General features: G+C 29.3%; 17 protein-coding genes and 4 tRNA genes. 4 read left to right on the forward strand and 17 right to left on the reverse strand.

Going from position 1 to position 20,412, the window contains the following annotated elements:
* Positions 1-2 precede the first annotated feature (2 nt).
* The 17 genes from ACY2RX_RS06945 to ACY2RX_RS07025 all read right to left on the reverse strand — a co-directional run bounded on the left by ACY2RX_RS06945 (position 3) and on the right by ACY2RX_RS07025 (position 15,335).
* Positions 3-75, reverse strand: a tRNA-Thr gene (locus ACY2RX_RS06945).
* A 17-nt stretch (positions 76-92) separates the two neighbouring features.
* Positions 93-165 (reverse strand) — tRNA-Gly (locus ACY2RX_RS06950).
* Between the two features lie 14 nt (positions 166-179).
* A tRNA-Tyr gene (locus tag ACY2RX_RS06955) sits at positions 180-261 on the reverse strand.
* A gap of 41 nt (positions 262-302) precedes the next feature.
* Positions 303-376 (reverse strand) — tRNA-Thr (locus tag ACY2RX_RS06960).
* 97 nt (positions 377-473) lie between these two features.
* Complete coding sequence (gene hpf / locus ACY2RX_RS06965) at positions 474-782, reverse strand: ribosome hibernation-promoting factor, HPF/YfiA family (protein WP_490103245.1); 309 nt, start codon at positions 780-782, stop codon at positions 474-476.
* Positions 783-785: 3 nt separating this feature from the next.
* The gene (locus tag ACY2RX_RS06970) at positions 786-1,673 is read right to left on the reverse strand and encodes a tyrosine-type recombinase/integrase (protein WP_490103246.1); all 888 of its coding nucleotides are present in this window, start codon (positions 1,671-1,673) and stop codon (positions 786-788) included.
* Positions 1,674-1,845: 172 nt separating this feature from the next.
* On the reverse strand, positions 1,846-2,043 hold the full coding sequence (gene rpsU, locus ACY2RX_RS06975; RefSeq protein ID WP_114425069.1) for a 30S ribosomal protein S21: 198 nt from the start codon (positions 2,041-2,043) through the stop codon (positions 1,846-1,848).
* Positions 2,044-2,164: 121 nt separating this feature from the next.
* Positions 2,165-3,550, reverse strand: coding sequence for an alpha-amylase (locus tag ACY2RX_RS06980; RefSeq protein WP_490103247.1), 1,386 nt, complete (start codon positions 3,548-3,550; stop codon positions 2,165-2,167).
* A gap of 279 nt (positions 3,551-3,829) precedes the next feature.
* Entirely contained in the window at positions 3,830-4,996 is a 1,167-nt protein-coding gene (locus ACY2RX_RS06985) for an acyl-CoA dehydrogenase family protein (protein ID WP_490103248.1), read from the reverse strand.
* A 20-nt stretch (positions 4,997-5,016) separates the two neighbouring features.
* Positions 5,017-5,916 carry a ComEA family DNA-binding protein gene (locus tag ACY2RX_RS06990; protein ID WP_490103249.1) on the reverse strand — a complete coding sequence of 300 codons (900 nt, stop codon included), beginning with the start codon at positions 5,914-5,916 and terminating at the stop codon, positions 5,017-5,019.
* A 10-nt stretch (positions 5,917-5,926) separates the two neighbouring features.
* Positions 5,927-7,519 (reverse strand): alanine/glycine:cation symporter family protein, encoded by a 1,593-nt coding sequence (locus tag ACY2RX_RS06995; protein ID WP_490103250.1) that lies wholly within the window; start codon positions 7,517-7,519, stop codon positions 5,927-5,929.
* 87 nt (positions 7,520-7,606) lie between these two features.
* Positions 7,607-8,506: an SDR family oxidoreductase gene (locus ACY2RX_RS07000; RefSeq protein ID WP_490103251.1), complete on the reverse strand. Its 900-nt coding sequence runs from the start codon at positions 8,504-8,506 to the stop codon at positions 7,607-7,609.
* 1 nt (position 8,507) lies between these two features.
* Positions 8,508-9,512, reverse strand: a complete 1,005-nt coding sequence (locus ACY2RX_RS07005; RefSeq protein ID WP_490103252.1) for a potassium channel family protein — start codon at positions 9,510-9,512, stop codon at positions 8,508-8,510.
* Between the two features lie 3 nt (positions 9,513-9,515).
* Positions 9,516-9,743, reverse strand: a complete 228-nt coding sequence (locus tag ACY2RX_RS07010; protein WP_490103253.1) for a PspC domain-containing protein — start codon at positions 9,741-9,743, stop codon at positions 9,516-9,518.
* Positions 9,740-12,274, reverse strand: coding sequence for a CHAT domain-containing protein (locus ACY2RX_RS07015; RefSeq protein WP_490103254.1), 2,535 nt, complete (start codon positions 12,272-12,274; stop codon positions 9,740-9,742). The genes ACY2RX_RS07010 and ACY2RX_RS07015 overlap by 4 nt, the downstream gene beginning before the upstream one ends.
* Before the next feature lie 7 nt (positions 12,275-12,281).
* A complete protein-coding gene (locus ACY2RX_RS07020) occupies positions 12,282-14,231 on the reverse strand; it encodes a PKD domain-containing protein (RefSeq protein WP_490103255.1) in 1,950 nt (649 codons plus the stop codon).
* 132 nt (positions 14,232-14,363) lie between these two features.
* A complete protein-coding gene (locus ACY2RX_RS07025) occupies positions 14,364-15,335 on the reverse strand; it encodes a hypothetical protein (protein ID WP_490103256.1) in 972 nt (323 codons plus the stop codon).
* Between the two features lie 131 nt (positions 15,336-15,466).
* On the opposite strand from ACY2RX_RS07025, the gene ACY2RX_RS07030 reads away from it, so the two are divergent.
* The 4 genes from ACY2RX_RS07030 (at position 15,467) to ACY2RX_RS07045 (ending at position 20,412) form a co-directional block, all read left to right on the forward strand.
* Positions 15,467-16,039, forward strand: a complete 573-nt coding sequence (locus tag ACY2RX_RS07030; protein ID WP_490103257.1) for an RNA polymerase sigma factor — start codon at positions 15,467-15,469, stop codon at positions 16,037-16,039.
* Positions 16,039-16,761, forward strand: a complete 723-nt coding sequence (locus ACY2RX_RS07035; RefSeq protein WP_490103258.1) for a tetratricopeptide repeat protein — start codon at positions 16,039-16,041, stop codon at positions 16,759-16,761. The genes ACY2RX_RS07030 and ACY2RX_RS07035 overlap by 1 nt, the downstream gene beginning before the upstream one ends.
* Positions 16,762-16,832: 71 nt before the next feature.
* A complete protein-coding gene (gene uvrA, locus ACY2RX_RS07040) occupies positions 16,833-19,655 on the forward strand; it encodes an excinuclease ABC subunit UvrA (protein WP_490103259.1) in 2,823 nt (940 codons plus the stop codon).
* Positions 19,656-19,704: 49 nt separating this feature from the next.
* Positions 19,705-20,412 carry an LOG family protein gene (locus tag ACY2RX_RS07045; protein WP_490103260.1) on the forward strand — a complete coding sequence of 236 codons (708 nt, stop codon included), beginning with the start codon at positions 19,705-19,707 and terminating at the stop codon, positions 20,410-20,412.

A 20,412-nucleotide genomic window follows, 5' to 3' on the forward strand; every position in this document is an offset into this window, starting at 1 on the left:
AGAGCCAATGACGGGATTTGAACCCGTGACCTCATCCCTACCAAGGATGCGCTCTACCAACTGAGCTACACCGGCTTTGTTGGATTTCTTAGAGCGAAAGACCGGGTTCGAACCGGCGACATTCAGCTTGGAAGGCTGACGCTCTACCAACTGAGCTACTTTCGCAAAAATATAAATTGTGGGGAGAGCAGGATTCGAACCTGCGAAGACATAGTCAACGGAGTTACAGTCCGTCCTCGTTGGCCGCTTGAGTATCTCCCCGATAATTTACTATTTTAATGAACTTTTTGTTTCTTTTTTTGAGCCGATGGAGGGACTCGAACCCACGACCTGCTGATTACAAATCAGCTGCTCTAGCCAGCTGAGCTACATCGGCTTTTGTTGCAAAAAAACAACCCGCTATTTCTAACGGATTGCAAATGTATAAAGTTTTTTCTATTTCTAAAACTTTTTATAATTATTTTTTTACTTTTTTATGAAATTAAAGAATTTCTATGTTTTTCTTTAGATCGTTTTAACTGTCTTTTTAAATTATCTACTGCTGAGTTTAGCCCTTCTTCAAAGGTTTTTGTTTCTCTTTTTACTATTAATTCACCTCCTGGAATATGAATTTTAACTTCCGTTACTTTATTCTCTTTATCTTTTGTATTTAAAAGCTTTAAAAAAACCTCTGCATCTACTATTTTATCATGATACTTTGTTAATGAGGAAACTTTTTCTTCTGTGAATTTAATTAATTCTTTGTCTGCATTAAAGTTTACTGATTGTGTGAATACTTTCATACTTTACTCTTTTTTATCGCTCCTAGGGTGAGCCTTGTTATACACTTTTTTAATAACATCTAGACTACTATTAGTATAGATTTGTGTTGAAGCTAAAGAAGAATGCCCTAGCAATTCTTTAACTGAATTTAAATCTGCCCCTTCATTTAAAAGATGTGTAGCAAATGAATGCCTTATTATATGTGGGCTTTTTTTCTCTTTTGATGAGACCCTACTAAAGTAAGAATTAATAACTCTGTAAACAAGAGTTTCATATATTTTATTTCCTTTTACGGTGATAAAAAGATCTTCTAAACCTATTGTAAATTCTTTTTTTAATTCTAAATACCGTCTTAATGTCTGAGTTACAGAACTTAATAATGGTACAAACCTTTCTTTATTTCTTTTTCCTAAAACCTTAATTGTCTTATTAGAAAAACTAACATCTTTTTCTTTAATATTAATTAACTCTGTTCTTCTCATCCCTGTAGAATAAAAAAGTTCTACAATTAGTTTATTTCTTATGGATGAAAAATCATCTTTAGTATTAATAATGCTTATTACATCATTTATTTCTTTTGATGTAAATGGAACTTGAACTTTTTTTGCAACTTTTAAAGCCTTGTGTTTAGAAAGCGGGTTTATTTCTATTTGATACGTTTTCTGCAGAAACTTATAGAAAGATTTTAGCGAACTTACTTTTCTGTTTATAGAACGATTAGAGATATTTAAATTTACCAATAAAACAATCCAACTTCTAACTTGATTGTACTGAACGTCTAACAAATCTTTTTGATTGTATTCTATAACTAAAAAATCTCTAAATGAAATTAAATCGTTTTTATACGCTGTAACCGTATGTACAGAATATTTTTTTTCTAAGGATAAGTATTCTAAAAATGAATCTATCAATTTACTGTTATTAGTTATTAGTAAAGCTACAAAATTTTCTGCATAAAAAAATCTCGTATTGGAAATTCAATACGAGATTTTTGTTTTAAAGTTATCAATTCCAATTTTCATCGGAATTAATTCAGCTTACATTTTTAACTGCGTCTTTTAGACTTGTTAAAACTGAGTTTTACTAACCTACTTCTTCTTGTGTTCTTAATCTTTGAACGTAAGATGCTTTAATTTTTTGAGCTCTCTTAGCAACAGATGGCTTTGTAAAGTTTTTTCTGTTACGCAAGTTCTTCATTGTCTTTGTACGATCAAATTTACGTTTGTAACGTTTTAAAGCTCTATCTATATTTTCTCCTTCTTTTACTGGTATAATTAACATAAGTTGGCACCTCCTTTCATAAGTATCTTATATATTTTTAATAGTTTTATAACTATTTGATTTATTTTTTGGACTGCAAAGATACAGAGAGATTTTAAACTGACAATTAATTATTATCATTTTATTTTGGAGCCCAAACAGAATAACTTTTTGGAGGTACTTGAATTTTTACCCACTTACCTCCTTGTGTTACTGGCTCCCAATTTGAGTGTCCAGTATAATCTTTTATTTTTGTGTTAGACCAATTTGTTTCTATCCAACGTTCTTGCCAATGATTTGCATTGTTAATATACACCACCAAACCTGCATTATTATACCCATTTCTTTTGGCGATATATTCATCATTATCAGTATATAAATTCGTTGTAGAACCTCCTGCTAAATTATTATGAATCCAAATTAAATTGTTTAATTTATTTTTATCTAACCATACTTCATAATCTTTATAAAACATTGTTGGGTAACCTTCATGTGTTAAAATATATGCGTAAGCCAACATTTTTCCATTAAAAATTTCATTAGTATCATGATTGGTTACAAAAGTTACTGCTCTAGATGCATTTCTTTTCCAGAGCATATCTTCATTTAATTTATTCAGATTATTTCCTTCAAATGCATCTTTCATTCTATAGTAACATGCAAAATCAAAAGCACTAGCTTCTGCTTGACCAGTCCACGAATCTAAAGCTGCTGCATTGCCATCCCAATATTCACCTACACTAAAACCTCCTACTTCGTTTTTCCAATCTTTTACTACCCAAGGCTCAAATCCTTTTACATAGTCAAATCTCCATCCATCAAATCCAATTATATTTTTATAGTATTTTGCTACAGAATTTGCATTTTTCCATAACCAATTTTGTACATATACTTGATGATGACAAACATCTGAATATCCACCAAAAGCACCACTATCATTATGATGAATACTATTTGGATGAAAATCATTATAACTTCTTATAAATTTTCCTGATAAAGGTTGAAAATCTGTCCAAGTATTTCCATTTTTATATGGATTTGCCTGACTTGCACCTCCACTATTATGATTGATAACAATATCTGCAATTACACTTAACTTTGCATTGTGTGCAGTGCTAATTAAACTTTGCAACTCAGTTAAAGAGCCAAAACGAGTTTCTGTACTTCCCATTTGATTATACTGTCCAAAATCATAATAATCAAAAGGATCATATCCCATAGAAAACGGTCCGTTTTGAGCTTTAGAAGCAGGAGGTAGCCAAATTGCATCTATTCCTGCATTGCTCCAACTTTGCACCTTACCTTTAACGGTATTCCACCAAGTACCACCTGCAGGAACATCCCAATAAAAAGCCTGCATCATAACACCAGAACCAATTTGTTTTAATCCTGATTTTGAAAAAGAAGTTTGAGCTTTAGGTTTTTTTTGTATTTCTTGTTGTAAATCTACTGACTGTTCTTCTGAACAACCAATGAGAAAAGTTATCATTACTAACAAGAAACAATACATTTTTTTAAGGGCTTTCATAATTGTTATATTTTAAATTTCTTATAAAGTTATCAAATGATTTTCTAATAAAAAAAATGGTTTATTTACGAAAACGATTTCGTGTTAACAACTTTGTCATTTTAACAAAAAACACCTGAAATTTCAGGTGTTTTTTATTGAATCTATATTTTTATTTTAACTTTTTAATCTATTTGAAAAAGCTAAGGAAAAGCTAAGTAACTGACTTATATTCTTTCTTATCAATTACCATTTTTGCAAATTGGAAAACAATTTTCGTAAAAAGTTAATTAAAAAAACTTATGTTGCTGGCTTATATTCTTTTCCGTCAATTACCATTTTTGCGATAATCTCTTTTAAGATTTCTGAAGTTCCGCCACCAATTGGGCCTAGTCTACTGTCACGCAATAAACGAGCCATTGGATACTCTTCCATATAACCATAACCTCCTAATAATTGTAGTGCATCGTAAATTACTTCATCAGCCATTTTTGTTGATAACAACTTAGACATACTTGCTTCTTTTACTACATATTGCCCGTCATTTAAACGTTTAGCAATGGAGTAATTATACTCTCTACACATATCTACTCTGCTTGCCATTTCTGCAATTTTATGCCTTAATACTTGAAATTTATCTAAAGATTTACCAAAAGCAACTCTTTCTTGCATATATTTAATTGCGTAATCTACTGCGAATTCTGCTCTTGCGTGCGCATTAACCCCCATAACCAAACGCTCTAACGCAAAATGTTGCATTATATAAGGAAATCCTTTTCCTTCTTCACCCATTAAGTTTTTTGCTGGAACTTCTACATTATCAAATGCAATTTCACCAGTATCAGAAGCTTTCCATCCTAATTTATCTAATTTAGTTGCTGATATTCCTTTAGATGCTCTATCAACCACAAAAATACTAATGCCTTTGTATTTATTTGCTACATCTGTTTTTGCGGCAACTATTAAATAATCTGAATATACTCCGTTTGTAATAAAAGTTTTAGAGCCATTTAAGATATAATTATCTCCTTTTTTAATTGCTGTAGAACGCATTCCTGCAACATCAGAACCTCCAAAAGGTTCAGTAATACATAAACAACCAACCTTATCTCCTTCTACACTTGGTGCTAAATATTTTTCTTTTTGATAGCTGTTACCTTCTTTATTCAAATGCGTCATTGCTAAATATACATGCGCCCACATTGCTGCTGCAAATCCGCCAGAATTAATTTTTTGCAATTCTTCTAAAAAAATAACTGTATAAAAAATATCTAAATTTAGACCCCCAAATTCTTCTGGTGTGTTAAGTCCAAAATACCCCATTTCTCCAAACTTCTTCCAAATAAAAGGTTCTATTTCTCCATCTTTTTCCCATTTATTAATATGAGAAGCAACTTCTTTTTGCAAAAATTCTTTGAAACTCGCACGAAAAACTTCGTGCTCTTCAGTAAAATACATACTGTTCATTAGTATAGAAATTTGTTTGTTTATTTAGCGACCAAATATAATACTATTCTATCATATTTATCTAAAGGAAAGTCTTTGATATTTTTTAATTCTGATATATTTTGTAGTTCAGCAACTTCATCTCTATATTCAAATATTTTTTTACAAAGTTTGTAATCTATATATGGATTTTTTAACAACTGCTTGAAAGTAACTGTATTTACATTTATTTTTTTTATGGTTGGTTTTTCGATAATTTTAAAGGTTGATAAAACCTTATTCACCACTTCTTTTTCTAAACCCCAAACTTCATAGACTTGACTGTTAAAAGAAAAACCTTGCAATTTTGAACGATATTTAATGATTCTTTCTGATAATTTTTCTCCTATTCCATAAATCGTTTTTAAATCTGCGGCAGTTGCTTTGTTGATATCTGTTGTTGTTAATTTGTGTTTTAGTTTTCGAGATTTCTCATCTGTGCTCGAAGTAAAATTTCGATGATAACTTTTATTTTGATTTCTTTTTACAACCCAATCTGGAAATTTAAAATACGGAGAAATTTTATTAAGTAAACTATCTGAAACTTTAGTTACTTGCTGAAATTCTTTTTTAGAATTGACAAACTTATTGGTTTTTCTAAATGCTAATAATCTATCAATTTCTTTTAAAGACATTCCTAACTGTTCGCCTTTGTAATCTGTAATATAATTAGGATTAAAAGGATAAATTTTTGGCTTTCTATTTTCAATTTCAACTGCTTTTAAACTATCTATTTGATTATAAAAAGCGACAACTTGTGGAGAATTTGTTGCTTTTTTTTCATCCAAAGAAAAATCACCAAAAACAATAAACGATTGTAACGTAATAATAAGTATTACCAATAAAAAAACCCCATTCCGTTGGTTTTTGTGATACCAGAAATGGGATTTAAATATTTTCATAAATTTCTTTTTATGCTTCACTATTTTTTATAGCATTCATATATTTTTTTAGTTCTTCTTTCACTTTTGGTGCCAAAATAATTAAACCTATCATATTTGGAACCATCATAGCAAACACCATAGCATCTGAGAAGCCAATTACAGAACCTAAACTTGCTGCTGCACCAATTACTACGAATATACAGAAAATAACTTTATAAGTGTATTCCATTTTTTTAGATCTTCCGAATAAATATACCCAACCCTGAAAACCGTAGTAAGACCAAGAAATCATAGAACTAAAAGCAAATAAAACAACTGCTATTGTTAACACATAAGGAAACCAAGAAATTGCAGATTCGAAAGCACCAGAAGTTAACAAGATTGCTTGTGCATCATTTAAAGATGCGTTTTCTGCAGCTACATTTCCGGTAATAATTAACACTAAAGCTGTCATTGTACAAACAACAACTGTATCTATAAAAGGCTCTAATAAAGCCACCATACCTTCGCTTGCAGCATATTTTGTTTTTACAGCAGAATGCGCAATAGATGCAGAACCAATACCTGCTTCGTTTGAAAAAGCAGCTCTTCTAAATCCTTGCACTAAAACCCCAACTGCACCACCAGCAATTCCTTCTGGACTAAATGCTCCGTTAAATATTTGAGAGAATGCACTGCCAATCATGTCGTAATTTGCAAAAATTACAAACAGCGAAGCTGCCACATAAATTGCTACCATAAAAGGAACAATTTTATCTGTTACTTTTGCTATTTTTTTGATTCCTCCAATAATTACAACTCCTACTAAAAAAGCCATTACTAAACCAAACAACCATCCTTTACCGTGTAAAAAAGAGACTCCGCCAACAGGCGTTGTAATATTTTCTACTAATTGAAAAGCTTGGTTTACTTGGAACATATTTCCACCTCCAAAAGAACCTCCAATTACGAAGATTGCAAATAAAACTGCTAAAATTTTTCCTAATGTTTTATTTTTTAATCCTTTTGTTAAATAATACATTGGACCTCCATACACGGTTCCATCTGCTTCAATATCTCTATATTTTACACCTAAAGTACACTCTACAAATTTAGAAGCCATTCCTAAGAAACCAGCCACTATCATCCAAAAAGTGGCTCCGGCTCCACCAATAGAAACTGCAATAGCAACACCCGCAATATTACCCAAACCAACAGTTGCAGATAAAGCTGCTGTTAAGGCTTGAAAATGCGAAACTTCTCCTTCATGACCTTCTATTCTAATTGTGTCAGGATTATCTTCTTCATCTGTAAACTCTGATTTTGCGATTTCTACTTTATGATCTTTTCTTCCTTCTAAATCATCATACTTACCTCTTACAATATTTATTGACGTAAAAAAACCTTTAAAGTTTATAAAATTAAAATAAAATGTAAAATACGTTGCTCCTAAAATTAACGGAAATAAAACCCAATAAACACTAATTGTATCTGTAAAAGGAATTTGATAAAAAACAAGGTCTACAAACCATCCTGTTGCATCTCCAAAAGCTTCATCAATCTTTTGATCTAATCCTTTTTCTTGAGCATAAGTTAAAATTGGGGCTGCTAAAAGCAACAGTGATAGAAGTGTTTTCTTCATAATGTAGTAGTTAGTTTTTTTTATTTACAACTCGCAATATCATAAAAAAATGAAGTTTTGACAACTTTTAGTAGTTAAATGTGAATTTTATATTAAGGTTTCTTTAAATCTTTGCAAATCTTCTTTAAATGATTTTGGATAAAATTCTAATTCTGCATTTGTTTTTGTTAAATTAAAACCTGTTTTTGCGGGTCTTAATGCAGTTTGATTTAAAGTGGATGTAGAAATTGGTTTTATTAAGTTTTTATCTAATTGAAAAGTTGCTGCAATTTGTTGGGCAATTTTATAAACACTTAATAATTCATTTGAAGAAATATGATAAACCCCAGTTGCTTTTTTATCTATAGAAATTTTACAAGCTAATGACAAATCTTCTACATAAGTGGGTGTTCTAAATTGATCGCTAACTATGGTAATTTCTTTTTCTTTTTCTAACATCGATTTTACCCAAAGTACAATATTACTTCTACTCATATCAAATACTTTTCCGTAAACCAAAATGGTTCTTAAAATGGTATAATCTATATTTGAATTTACTAAGATTTCTTCTGATTTTAACTTTGACAATCCATAATAACTTAAAGGATTTGGTGTGTCTGTTTCTTTGTAATTTCCTTTTAATCCATCAAAAATAAAATCGGTAGAAAGATGAATTAAATGTGAATTGATTTCTTCAGAAATTTCTGCCAACCATTTTACAACAGTAACATTTAATAAATCGCACGCTTTTTTATGAGTTTCGCAATCATCTACTTGCGTCATTGCTGCAGTGTTGATAATAAAATTAGGATTGATTTTCTTAATTTCTTTTTTCAAAAAAGCTTCATCAGTAATATCAATAGAAAGATAATTAAAGTCATTTCTACCACTTCTATTCTTTCCTCTTGAAAAACCAAAAACCTGATATTTCTCTTTTTCTTTGAGCAATAAATTTAATAAAGATTGCCCTAACAAACCATTACTACCTGTAATTACAACTTTAATCATTTTAAAATAATTCTCTAAGTTTTAATATTTGTTCTGGTCTTCCTAAAACGATTAAATGAGAACCTTTTATTAATTTACTATCAGATTCTGGATTGATAATATAATCTTTATCTGGGTTTCTAAACCCAATAACGGTACAACCTGTTTGACGCCTTAAATCTAAGTCTAAAATGGTTTTATTTAAGTATTTTTCTGGCAAGTCATCTACCGCTATTTCTTCTAAATTTGCAGTGGTTTCTCCTTCTATAGTAAGTCTATCAACAAATTCTATAACATCTGGTGTGGTTACCAAAGATGCCATATGATCTCCTCCTAATTTATCTGGCATAATTACATTATCTGCACCCGCAATTTTAAGCTTGCTATAAGAACTCTCGTTAGAAGCTCTACTGATTACCTTACAATTTTTATTTAATTGACTCACTGTTAAAACCACAAACAAATTGTTGGCATCAGAAGGAAGTGCCGTAATTAAATAGGCTGCTTTTTTTATTCCTGCACTTATTAAAGTCGCATCTAAAGTAGCATCGCCATTAATATTTAACAAACCTTCAGAATCCAACAACTCAGACATTTCTTTTTTTTGTTCTACCACCACAAAATCTTTATTGTAATTTTTTAGTTTTAAAATGGCTTGTTTTCCATTTCTACCATAACCACAAACAATGGTATGTCCTTTTAAATGTGATATTTGCTTTTCCACTTTTTTATGTTTAAAATGTTCAAATAACCTACCGCTAACTAAATATTCTGAAAACGATGAAACTGCATAACCAAAAACAGTAATACTTGTTAAAATTAAAAAAATTGTAAAAATCTTTTCTGCTGATGTAAACGGATGCACTTCTCCAAAACCTACTGTTGTAATTGTAATAACTGTTTGATATAAGGCATCAACAAACGAATATCCAGATAATATAATGTATCCACAAGTACCTATAGTAATTATCGATAACACTAAAAAAAGTGTTTTATTAATTTTAGATTCTAATACTTTTATTTTCATCAATTACAAATCAAAAACCGAACTTCTTTTTGTATACAATTTATCTTTTAATTTTAATAAAAATGCTAAAGTTAAATAAAAACCAAAAGATAAACCCACTGTAAAAAAAGTAACATAAATAAAAAACAAACGCACATTTAAGGTTCTCATTCCTATTCTATCTGCCAATCTAGATGAAACATGAAAACCATTTCTTTCAAAAAAATGTCTTAGCTTATTAATTAATTTCATTTGTCTTTTATTCTTCGTTTAAAAGATAAATATAATACAATTAAAGAAAACATTATTAATAAAATATAGAGAATAGAATTATTAGTTTTTAAAGGTTCTATATTAATTCCGTAATAAACAAAACCGCCCCAATAATAAGGAGATTTTTTACTATTTACAATTTCTTTATTAGCAAGATATGCTATTTTAGATTGCTGATTTGCATAAGATACAGATTTAAAAGTATTGTAATTTTTATAAAACGATCTTATTAAAACTGATGTTGCTTTGTCGTTAATTTTCCAAAGCGAAAACAAGACATTATTTACACCTGCATATTGAAAACCCCTAGCAAGACTCATTGCTCCTTCTCCTTTTTGTAATTTACCAACACCTGTTTCGCAAGCACTTAACACCACCAAATCTGCATTTAAATTTAAACTATACAACTCATTTATGGTTAATTTTTGGTCATACAATTGCAAATATGCTGATTCATAAAAAGTTCCGCTAGATGCATGTGTAGAAAGATGCAAAATATTGTACTGCTTAGCTTTTGCTATAAAACTGCTTTTTGTTGCATTTTCTTTCATCAACATATCAGAATCTACAAATTCTTTAATAGATTCTGCCTCGTCAATAGAGTGTTTTAACTCAATATCGGCATCTAAAAAAACAGGAAAAAAACCTAATAATTTCTGATTTTTAGTCTTTTCAATTTTATTTAAATAAAACTCAGAACTAGAATTATATATGATATTTTGTTTTTTTACAAGAAAAGGCATTTTAGAAAAAACAATTTCATTAGTTGGTTTATTTAAAAGCGTTTCAAACGGAACAAAATTTAAAAACCCATCTGTAATTAAATGCACCTCATTATAATCTAAAACCTCATCAAACATTAATTCTTTATACAGAGAAAAAGCCTCAGAAGTATATGTATTAACATCATTATTAATTGTTGATGGTTTATCAAAAAACCTAATATAGTTTATTACTTTCTTTTTTACAGTGATTACTGATAACTCATTAACCTTAATCGTTTTTCCTGTAATTACAAATTGATAAACAGCATTTTTTCCAAAAAAATAAGCCAACAATACTGTTTTTTCTTTATCAAGTTTCGTTTGAATCTCGGCAAACAAATCTCTATCATAAAAATTAGGATATTTTTTTGCAATTTTTAGTTGAAGCTCTTTTAAATTGATGCTAACAAAATTTAATTTTTTATTTAAATCATTAATTTTAGAAGCTCTTAACTTTGTTAATTGTTCTGTTTTTAAAAGATTTGTAAAGTTTTCTTGCTTTTTTAAAAGCCTCTGCTCTTTTAATAACAGTGAATCGTTTTTATATCTTTTTATTAATTTCTTTTTAAAATTCTTTTCTTTTAAAATTGTTGATTTTCCTCGTTCAGAAAACAAAAAAGCTTCTTTTAAAAATTGATTATTTACTGTTTTTTGATATTCTTTTAGCAATAATTCTATACACTTTTCTGCTCTATTTCTTTTACCTGCTTGATGGATAATTTTTGATTCTTGCGAAGTTATCTTTCTTTCTAACAAACTTGCTACATAAAAACTCTTCTTATAATAGTCTAATGCTATTTCTGCATTCTTTTTTTCTAACAAAGCATATAAATCAAAAATATCTAAAAAAACACTTTCTGCATATAAATCACTTTTTACAATGTTTTTTTTATTAAAAAACACTCTTAAAGACATATCTAAACGCTCTTTAGCTTTTTTATCGTTTTTTAATAAAAAATATAATTGAGCTTCCTCTACCAAAACCTTTGCTTTATCTCTTTGTAGAGTTTCTTTAGTTACTATTTGTTCTTTTACAAGCCTAAAATAATACAAAGCTTTTTTATATTCTTTCTTATCTAATGCTATTTTATAATTGATGTAATTCTGGTTCTCTACATCAATAATCTTTCTATCTAATTCCTTTTCTTTATTCAAAAAAACAAAACTTGCAATCCTAATTGCTTCTATTTTTAGTTGTTGTGCTTTGTTAATTTTTTTTGATTTTAGTATTTGATTGGTAATTTCAATTACTAACTTATGATTACCAACACTCTGATACAACTTAGACAAGTTAATTACACCTGCTATTTTCTGAGGATAATTCTCTTGTTTTTCTGCTAAAAAAACATAATGCTTAATAATGTTTTCTGCATTGGTATAATCTTTAGTTTTAATGTATAAATTTCCTAAAGGTTTTAAACAATACTCTATAATGTCGTAATGTAACAATTGGTTTTCAGAAAACAATTTCCATGCTTTTTCGTAAACAGAAATAGCCTTTACTTGTTTATTTATTTCTTTAAGATAATATGCCTTATTGCATTGAAGAATAACATATGCTAACTGTTCTTTTGGGGTCTTTATCTTGTCTACAAATTGATGTTCTTTTTTTTCTAAAATCAATAAAGTTTGCTTGTTTTTATGAAGTACAAAATCATCTAACGCAGTGTAAATTTCGTTTTCTAATTGTTGAGCTTTTATAAAAACACAATAAAACAAGAATACCAAAAAAAGTTTTTGTTTCATATAAAATCTAGAATCTCCAAATTGCGTAAAATTGCCAATAATCTTTATTATCTGTTGAAGTAAGCACATATCTCGCTCCTAAACTTGGACCTATTCTAGAAAATCCGCCTGTTATCTCGAATAAAAAACCATTCTCAAAATTTGTAAAAGATTTCTTTTCTGTTTTAATATCAGTTTCAGAACCAATAAGTTTATCTTTTAATTTACTACTATACCATTCCTTTAAAATAGTAGACTCTTGTTTTTCACTTAAAGTTATAGCGCCTTGCACTCCTGCACCAAGACCAATAAAATTATTTATATTATATCTCACTAAAACTGGTAATTGCCAATTTATATTTTTATAACGAGTTTGCATACGCTGAATTTCTAAGCTTTTTATTCCCTGCCTTTCTATTATCTTTTCTCTAACAGATGTTTTATCATTATAACTATGCAAACTATTTAACCATTCTACTTGCCAATACCAACGAAAAGACTTGTAAGGAGACAAGGTTGCTCCAACAAAATAACTGCTAGAATTATTTAATTTATCGTAATAATTATACCCAGCTTTTGCTCCTACAGAAATCCCTGGTAAAAAACGAGTTGTAGCTGTATTAGTAATAATTGGCTCATTTTTATCAAAAATAATTGCCGTTTTACTCTTTGTTTTTTTCTTGTGAAAATCTTTACCAAATTTCATACTATATTTTACAAAACCTTTGGTAGAATCTCTTTCTTTTACTTTCTTTTGATTACTACCTGGCAAATAAATATTCTTAAAAGTAAAAATTACCTGTTTTTTAGTAAATGTAGTATCTAAACAACTGTATGCGACTTCTTCTTTAGGACAAATTTTGCATTTAGGATACATATTTAAAACCTTTAAAGTAGATCTATCTAACATTTTAGGAAGATCCGTTTCTAAGCGAATTGTTTTGGCTGGGCCTTCTCCATTATTTTGAAACTTTATTTTATATTTTATTTTTTTTGAACGCACCAATCGATAATTCAAAAATGTTCCGTTTGAAGACATTTTATTAGGATCATGAGAAGTTACAATTTCCATTTCCATCTCTTTTACCTTGTGATTTTTATAATTTGCATCTGGAATATAAACACCTCTTATAGATAGTATTGCACTTGTATCTTTTAGCATTTCTGGAGTTGTTTTTAACGAGTAAAAAATATTTCTTTCCTCATTAGGGTTCATCTCTTTAAAATTTAAAATACTCCAGTTTTTATAATAATTTTTAGATTTTTCAATGGTTTTTTGTAAATCCGTTTTTGTCGAATCTATTGTTTGAATAAAATTACTTTCTATAAAATTATTTGTTGATACATATAAAGGTTCTCCTTTTTTATAAACGTCTTTAGAAAAAACAACCTGTTCAATTTCATTATCAATTTCTTCATTATGATAGGTTCTAACATCCGTAAGTTGAAAATTGTCGTTTTTATATTTGTTTTCATTGTAAAACAGAAATAACTTTCCATTTGTTACATATTCTTTAGTATTTTTATAACTTAACACAAGCACCATTTCCTCTTCAGGAACAGGCTCTCTATTTTTTTGCAGCGTAAAATCACCTATCATTAAAGCTTCTTCATTTACAACTTCAGAAACAGTATTTATCTTAACGTTTTGTGGTCTTGTGGCAGGAGGTTTACCAGTATCATAATGATTTGTAACCCATAATTTAACTTGGTAGTTTCCTTTTTTTTTATAAGTATGTGAGGGGCTTTTTTTCTTACTAAAATATCCATCTCCAAACTCCCAAAAATAAGAATAAAATGATTTTGGCGCACCAGCTATTTGTTTTAATTCAGGGGTTTCAGGAATAAAATTTACCTGATTATTTTTTGTTTTATATTTAATTTTTGCTACTCTTACTAAAGTGTCTTTTTTTACACTTTGAGCAACTAAAACAAATGGTAAAACTAATAAACACAGAAAAACACAATACCTTTTCATAATTTGTAATGTTTTTAATTTGTTAATGCAAAATACTAAAAAGTAATCACTTAATTTAAGAAGTAGAAAAGAAACCCCCTAATATTATTAGGGAGTCTTCTTAAGTATCAACTTTTTAATCTAGGGATAAGATTAATTTAATGCAGAAAGCGCATTTTTAATCATAGCTGTTGACACTGTTTGAAACTGAAGAGTAATCTCTTCATTTTCGGTAATACTCTTTTTCTCTATCGCCATATATTGTTGATTATCTTTAATTGTTATAGCTACAAAACTCACTTCTAAACCTACTGGCAATGAGTTATCATAACTTTTAACACCTTCATTATATTTTGTAAATAGTTTAACTACTGCTGGTAAATTACCTTCTTTAAAAATTATAAAAACAACTGTTTCTTCTTTATTAGGACTATTTGTTAAGTTTACCTTATTCGTAGTTTTTACACCAGTATAACTATAAAATTTATCACAGTTTTTCCATCCTGTATTAAAAGCTTCATATATATAAGATGCTGGTGCTGGATTAAACATAATTCCGTTATCTATACTACCTTTACCTTTAGCAAGACTCCAAAGAATTCCTCCATTATCACTTGTAGCTCCTGTAAACCCTCTCATATCAATATCTGCTACTCCTTTTGCTGGCACTGTTATATTAAAAAACTTTCCTTGTGCTAATTTTAATGTTTCTCCATCTTTTTTTGCTACCACCTCTGTTTCTCCTTCAGAAAGTAAAAATGTTTTTGTACCAGTGGAAGTAATAGCATTGGTTGGTTTATCAGACAAAACCATATCACTAGCATTAAAAATCTCTTTAATTTCGATATTAATATTTCCTGTTACAGGAGTATTATCGCTTTTAACAAATCCATTTGCAGGAAAATTAACAATCGTTCCATCTTTACCTGTTATTGACCCACCACTTGAAACATCAATGGTAAATGACTGTGATTTAACCGCATTTTCCTTAAAAAAGTCTGCTATAGAATTATAAGGTACTTTTTCTATAGATAAATCTACATCATTATCTTTTTTAGAACAACTTGTAAAAACTATGGTTGCCGATAACACTATTAACTGTGTAATTCTTTTAATTGTTTTCATCTTTTTAAATTTTAAAAAATTAATATTTTACTTAATTACACCCTTATATCAACAACTAATTCATTTTGTTACCCCATACTTCTATTTTTTTTTTTAATTTGCTAAAAACAAAGAGATTAATAGCAAAAAAAATGCACAAAGACCAAAAATATATTGACGGATTAGTGCAGAATAACCCTTTTATCATTCAATCTATATATGATACTTTTGCACCAAAGGTTATTCGTTATATCGAAAATAATAGTGGCAACAAAACTAACGCCCAAGATATTATACAAGAAGTACTCATTGTAATTTATCAACAAGCAACTACCAAAAACCTACAATTAACTTGTCCTTTTGATGCATATTTTTTCTTGTTATGTAAACGAAAATGGTTCAATGAATTAAAAAAGAAGTCCAATAAAGAGGTAACAATTTTAGAAAATTCTTTATCTAAAAATAAAAGTGTTGATGAAAATGTTTTTGAAACTTCTATTTTCGAAGAAAAACAACTGTTGTTTAATGAAAAGTTTCAAAAATTAGGAGAAGCTTGCAAAAACTTATTAAAAATATGTTTTGAGATAAAATCAATGGAAGAAGTAGCTGAAAAGTTAAAAATATCTTATGCTTATGTGCGTAAAAAAAAATCGCAATGCATTGGAAAATTAACACAATTAATTAGAGAATCTTCAAAATATCATCAAATTAAAAACAATTCATAATGACAAAAGAACGTTATTTACTTTTTGAAAACTACCTTTCGGGTGAATTATCTGGTGATGACTTAATTGCTTTTAAAAACAAACTTAACTCAGACACAAACTTCAAAGAAGACTTTAATTTATACCAAGAAACTAGTTTATTCTTATCACAAAAAAATAGTAAAAAAGAAAATGAATTTAAAAATAACATTACTAAAATCTCTAATAATTTCTTTAAAAAAGAAACTAAGAAAAAATCAATTATAAAGCCGTGGTTTTATAGTATAGCTGCTTCTGTTTTTCTAATATTTAGCGCGTATTTATTCTTTTCTTTAAAAGAACCTAATTATAAAGATTTTGTTTCTTACAACAACATTGAGTTAACCACAAGAAATAATGAAAATCTATTATTTAATAAAGCCGAAAAAGCTTTTAACAGTAAAGATTTCTCTATGGCAAATAAACTCTTTAGTAACATTCTAAAAAACAACCCAAATAACTCAGAAATTAAACTTCACAAAGGTTTTTCTTTGATAGAATTAAACAAATTTAATGAAGCAGATACCATTTTAAACGAAATTTACAACGGAACTTCTGTATATAAAAGCGATGCTATTTGGTATTTAGCATTGAGTAAATTAAAGCAACAAAAAAACAAAGAATGCATTATTCTTTTACAGAAAATAACGAGTCAATCACCTAGATATCAATCAGCAAAAAAATTACTTTCTAAACTAGAATAAAAAATAGCACAACTATTTAAATTAGTTACATATTCCGTAAATTTGCGTTTTTCTCAAAAAACACTCCTCTTTTGAAAGACCAAGAATATATTGAAGTTTACGGAGCAAGAGCTCATAATTTAAAGAATATTGATGTAAAAATTCCTCGTGAAAAACTTGTTGTAATTACAGGTTTAAGCGGAAGTGGAAAATCTTCTTTGGCTTTTGACACCATTTATGCAGAAGGTCAAAGACGTTACATAGAAACTTTTTCTGCCTATGCACGCCAGTTTTTAGGAGGATTAGAAAGACCGGATGTAGATAAGATTGATGGACTTTCGCCCGTAATTTCTATCGAACAAAAAACCACCAACAAAAGTCCGCGTTCTACAGTGGGTACAATTACAGAAATTTACGATTTTTTACGATTACTTTTTGCCAGAGCGGCAGAGGCTTATTCTTACAATTCTGGCGAAAAAATGGTAAGTTATTCTGATGAACAAATCAAACAATTAATTCTAAAAGACTTTACTGATAAAAGAATTGCAGTTTTAGCGCCGTTAGTAAAATCTAGAAAAGGTCATTACAGAGAACTTTTTGAGCAAATTTCTAAACAAGGTTTTTTACGTGTTAGAGTAGATGGAGAAATAAAAGAGATTGAAAAAGGAATGCGTTTAGACCGCTACAAAACGCACGATATTGAAGTTGTAATTGATAGATTAGTTGTAAACCAAAAAGCAGAAAAACGTTTAGAAGAAACCATAAAAACAGCTTTATATTCTGGCAACAATATACTAATGGTTATTGCTATTGATGATGAAAAACCGCGTTATTTTAGCCGAGAATTAATGTGCCCAACATCAGGCATTGCCTATCCAAATCCTGAGCCAAATACATTTTCTTTTAACTCACCAAAAGGTGCTTGTAATTCTTGTAACGGCTTAGGAATTACGAATGAAATCAACCAAAAAAAAGTAATTCCAGACCATAAAATATCAATTAAAAATGGTGGAATTACTCCTTTAGGCGAACAAAAAAATAGTTGGATTTTTAAACAACTTCAAAATATTGCTGAGCGTTATCAATTTAAATTAACAGACCCAATAAATAAAATTCCAAAAGAAGCTTTAGACATTATTTTAAACGGTGGTAATGAATCGTTTGAAATAAAATCGAAAACTGTTGGAGTAACAAGAAATTATAAAATTGATTTCGAAGGAATTATATCTTTTATAGAAAATCAATATAGAAATGCAGAAAGCACTTCTATAAAACGCTGGGCAAAAGCTTTTATGGATGAAGTTTCTTGTGCAACTTGTGGCGGAAAACGATTAAAAAAAGAAGCTTTACATTTTAAAATTACTGATAAAAACATCAGCGATTTAGCGCAAATGGATGTTACAGAACTAGCTTCTTGGTTTGCAACTATCGAGAAAAATTTATCAAAAAAACAAATTACAATTGCATCCGAAATTCTAAAAGAAATTAGAACTCGAATTCAGTTTTTATTAGATGTTGGTTTAGACTATTTAACATTAGATAGAACTTCAAAATCGCTTTCTGGTGGTGAAGCTCAAAGAATTCGTTTGGCAACTCAAATTGGTTCGCAATTGGTTGGAGTTTTATATATTTTGGATGAACCTAGTATTGGCTTACATCAACGTGACAATCAGAAATTAATAGATTCTTTAATCAAATTGAGGGATGTTGGCAATTCTATTTTAGTAGTTGAACACGATAAAGATATGATAGAACATGCAGATTTTGTGTTCGACATTGGTCCTGGTGCAGGTAAACACGGAGGTGAAATTGTTAGCGAAGGAACTTTTAACGACCTAAAAAAACACCACACTTTAACGGCTGATTATTTAACAGGTAAAAAAGAAATTGCTGTACCTAAAAAACGTAGAAAAGGAAATGGAAAAACCATCAAATTAAAAGGAGCCACTGGTAATAATTTAAAAAATGTTTCTGTAGAATTTCCTCTCGGAAAAATGATTTGTGTTACAGGTGTTTCTGGCAGTGGAAAATCGACTTTAATTAACGAAACTTTATACCCAATTTTAAATGCTCATATTTATAGAGGTGTAAAAAAACCAATGCCTTACAAAAAAATTGAAGGTTTAGAAAATGTAGATAAAGTAATTGATATTGATCAATCTCCAATTGGTAGAACTCCACGTTCTAATCCTGCAACTTATACTGGCACTTTTGGCGAAATTAGAAGTTTGTTTGCTAAAACTCCAGAAGCTGCAATTCGCGGTTACAAACCAGGAAGATTCTCTTTTAATGTAAAAGGCGGACGTTGCGAAACTTGCCAAGGTGGTGGTGTTAGAGTAATTGAAATGAACTTTTTACCAGACGTACAAGTGGAGTGTGAAACTTGCCAAGGCAAACGTTTTAACAGAGAAACTTTAGAAATTCGTTACAAAGGAAAATCGATTTCTGATGTATTAAATATGACCATTGAAGATGCTACAATTTTCTTTGAAAGCATTCCTAAAATCCACAGAAAACTAAAAACTATTGAAGATGTTGGATTGGGTTATATTACTTTAGGACAACAATCTACAACACTTTCTGGTGGTGAAGCGCAAAGAATAAAACTGGCTTCAGAACTTTCTAAAAGAGACACAGGAAATACGTTTTATATTCTTGATGAACCCACTACTGGTTTGCATTTTGAAGACATAAGAGTATTAATGGAAGTCTTAAATAAATTAGCAGATAAAGGAAATACTGTCTTAATAATAGAGCATAATTTAGATGTGGTAAAATTGGCAGATTACATTATTGATGTGGGTATGGAAGGTGGTAAAAAAGGTGGAGAAATTTTAACTACAGGAACACCAGAACAAGTTGCAAAACATAAAACAAGTTATACTGCAAAGTTTTTGAAAAAAGAACTAATTTAGCAGGCATTTCTTTTTTCAAAAAAAAACAACTATTTAAAATATTATGATTATGACAAATGACGATAGAAAAATAAAAGAAAAACTACAACCAAAAACTTGGAACGAAATAAAAACAAACGATTCTTGGGCTATTTTTAAAATAATGGCAGAATTTGTAGAAGGTTATGAGAAATTAAGCAAAATTGGTCCATGTGTGTCAATCTTTGGTTCTGCAAGAACAAAACCAGAAGACCCATATTATAAATTAGCAGAAGAAGTTGCTTTTCAATTAACACAACATGGCTATGGCGTAATTACTGGTGGCGGACCAGGAATTATGGAAGCTGGTAATAAAGGCGCGCACAGAGGTAAAGGAACCTCTGTAGGTTTAAATATAGAATTGCCTTTTGAACAACATGATAACCCTTGGATTGATGCCGGAAAAAGTTTAGATTTCGATTACTTTTTTGTTAGAAAAGTAATGTTTGTAAAATACTCTCAAGGTTTTATTGTGATGCCTGGTGGTTTTGGTACTATGGATGAATTATTTGAAGCAATCACTTTAATTCAAACTAATAAAATAGGACGTTTTCCCATTGTTTTAGTCGGTAAAAAATTCTGGGGTGGTTTATTAGATTGGATAAAAAACACACTGCTTGAAGAAGGCAATATTAGCGAAAAAGATTTAAACCTATTTAGAGTGGTAGACACTGCTGATGAAGCTTTAGAGCATCTAAATAAATTCTACGCTAAATATCAATTTAAACCTAATTTCTAG

Source organism: Polaribacter sp. 2405UD43-2 (assembly GCF_058147125.1).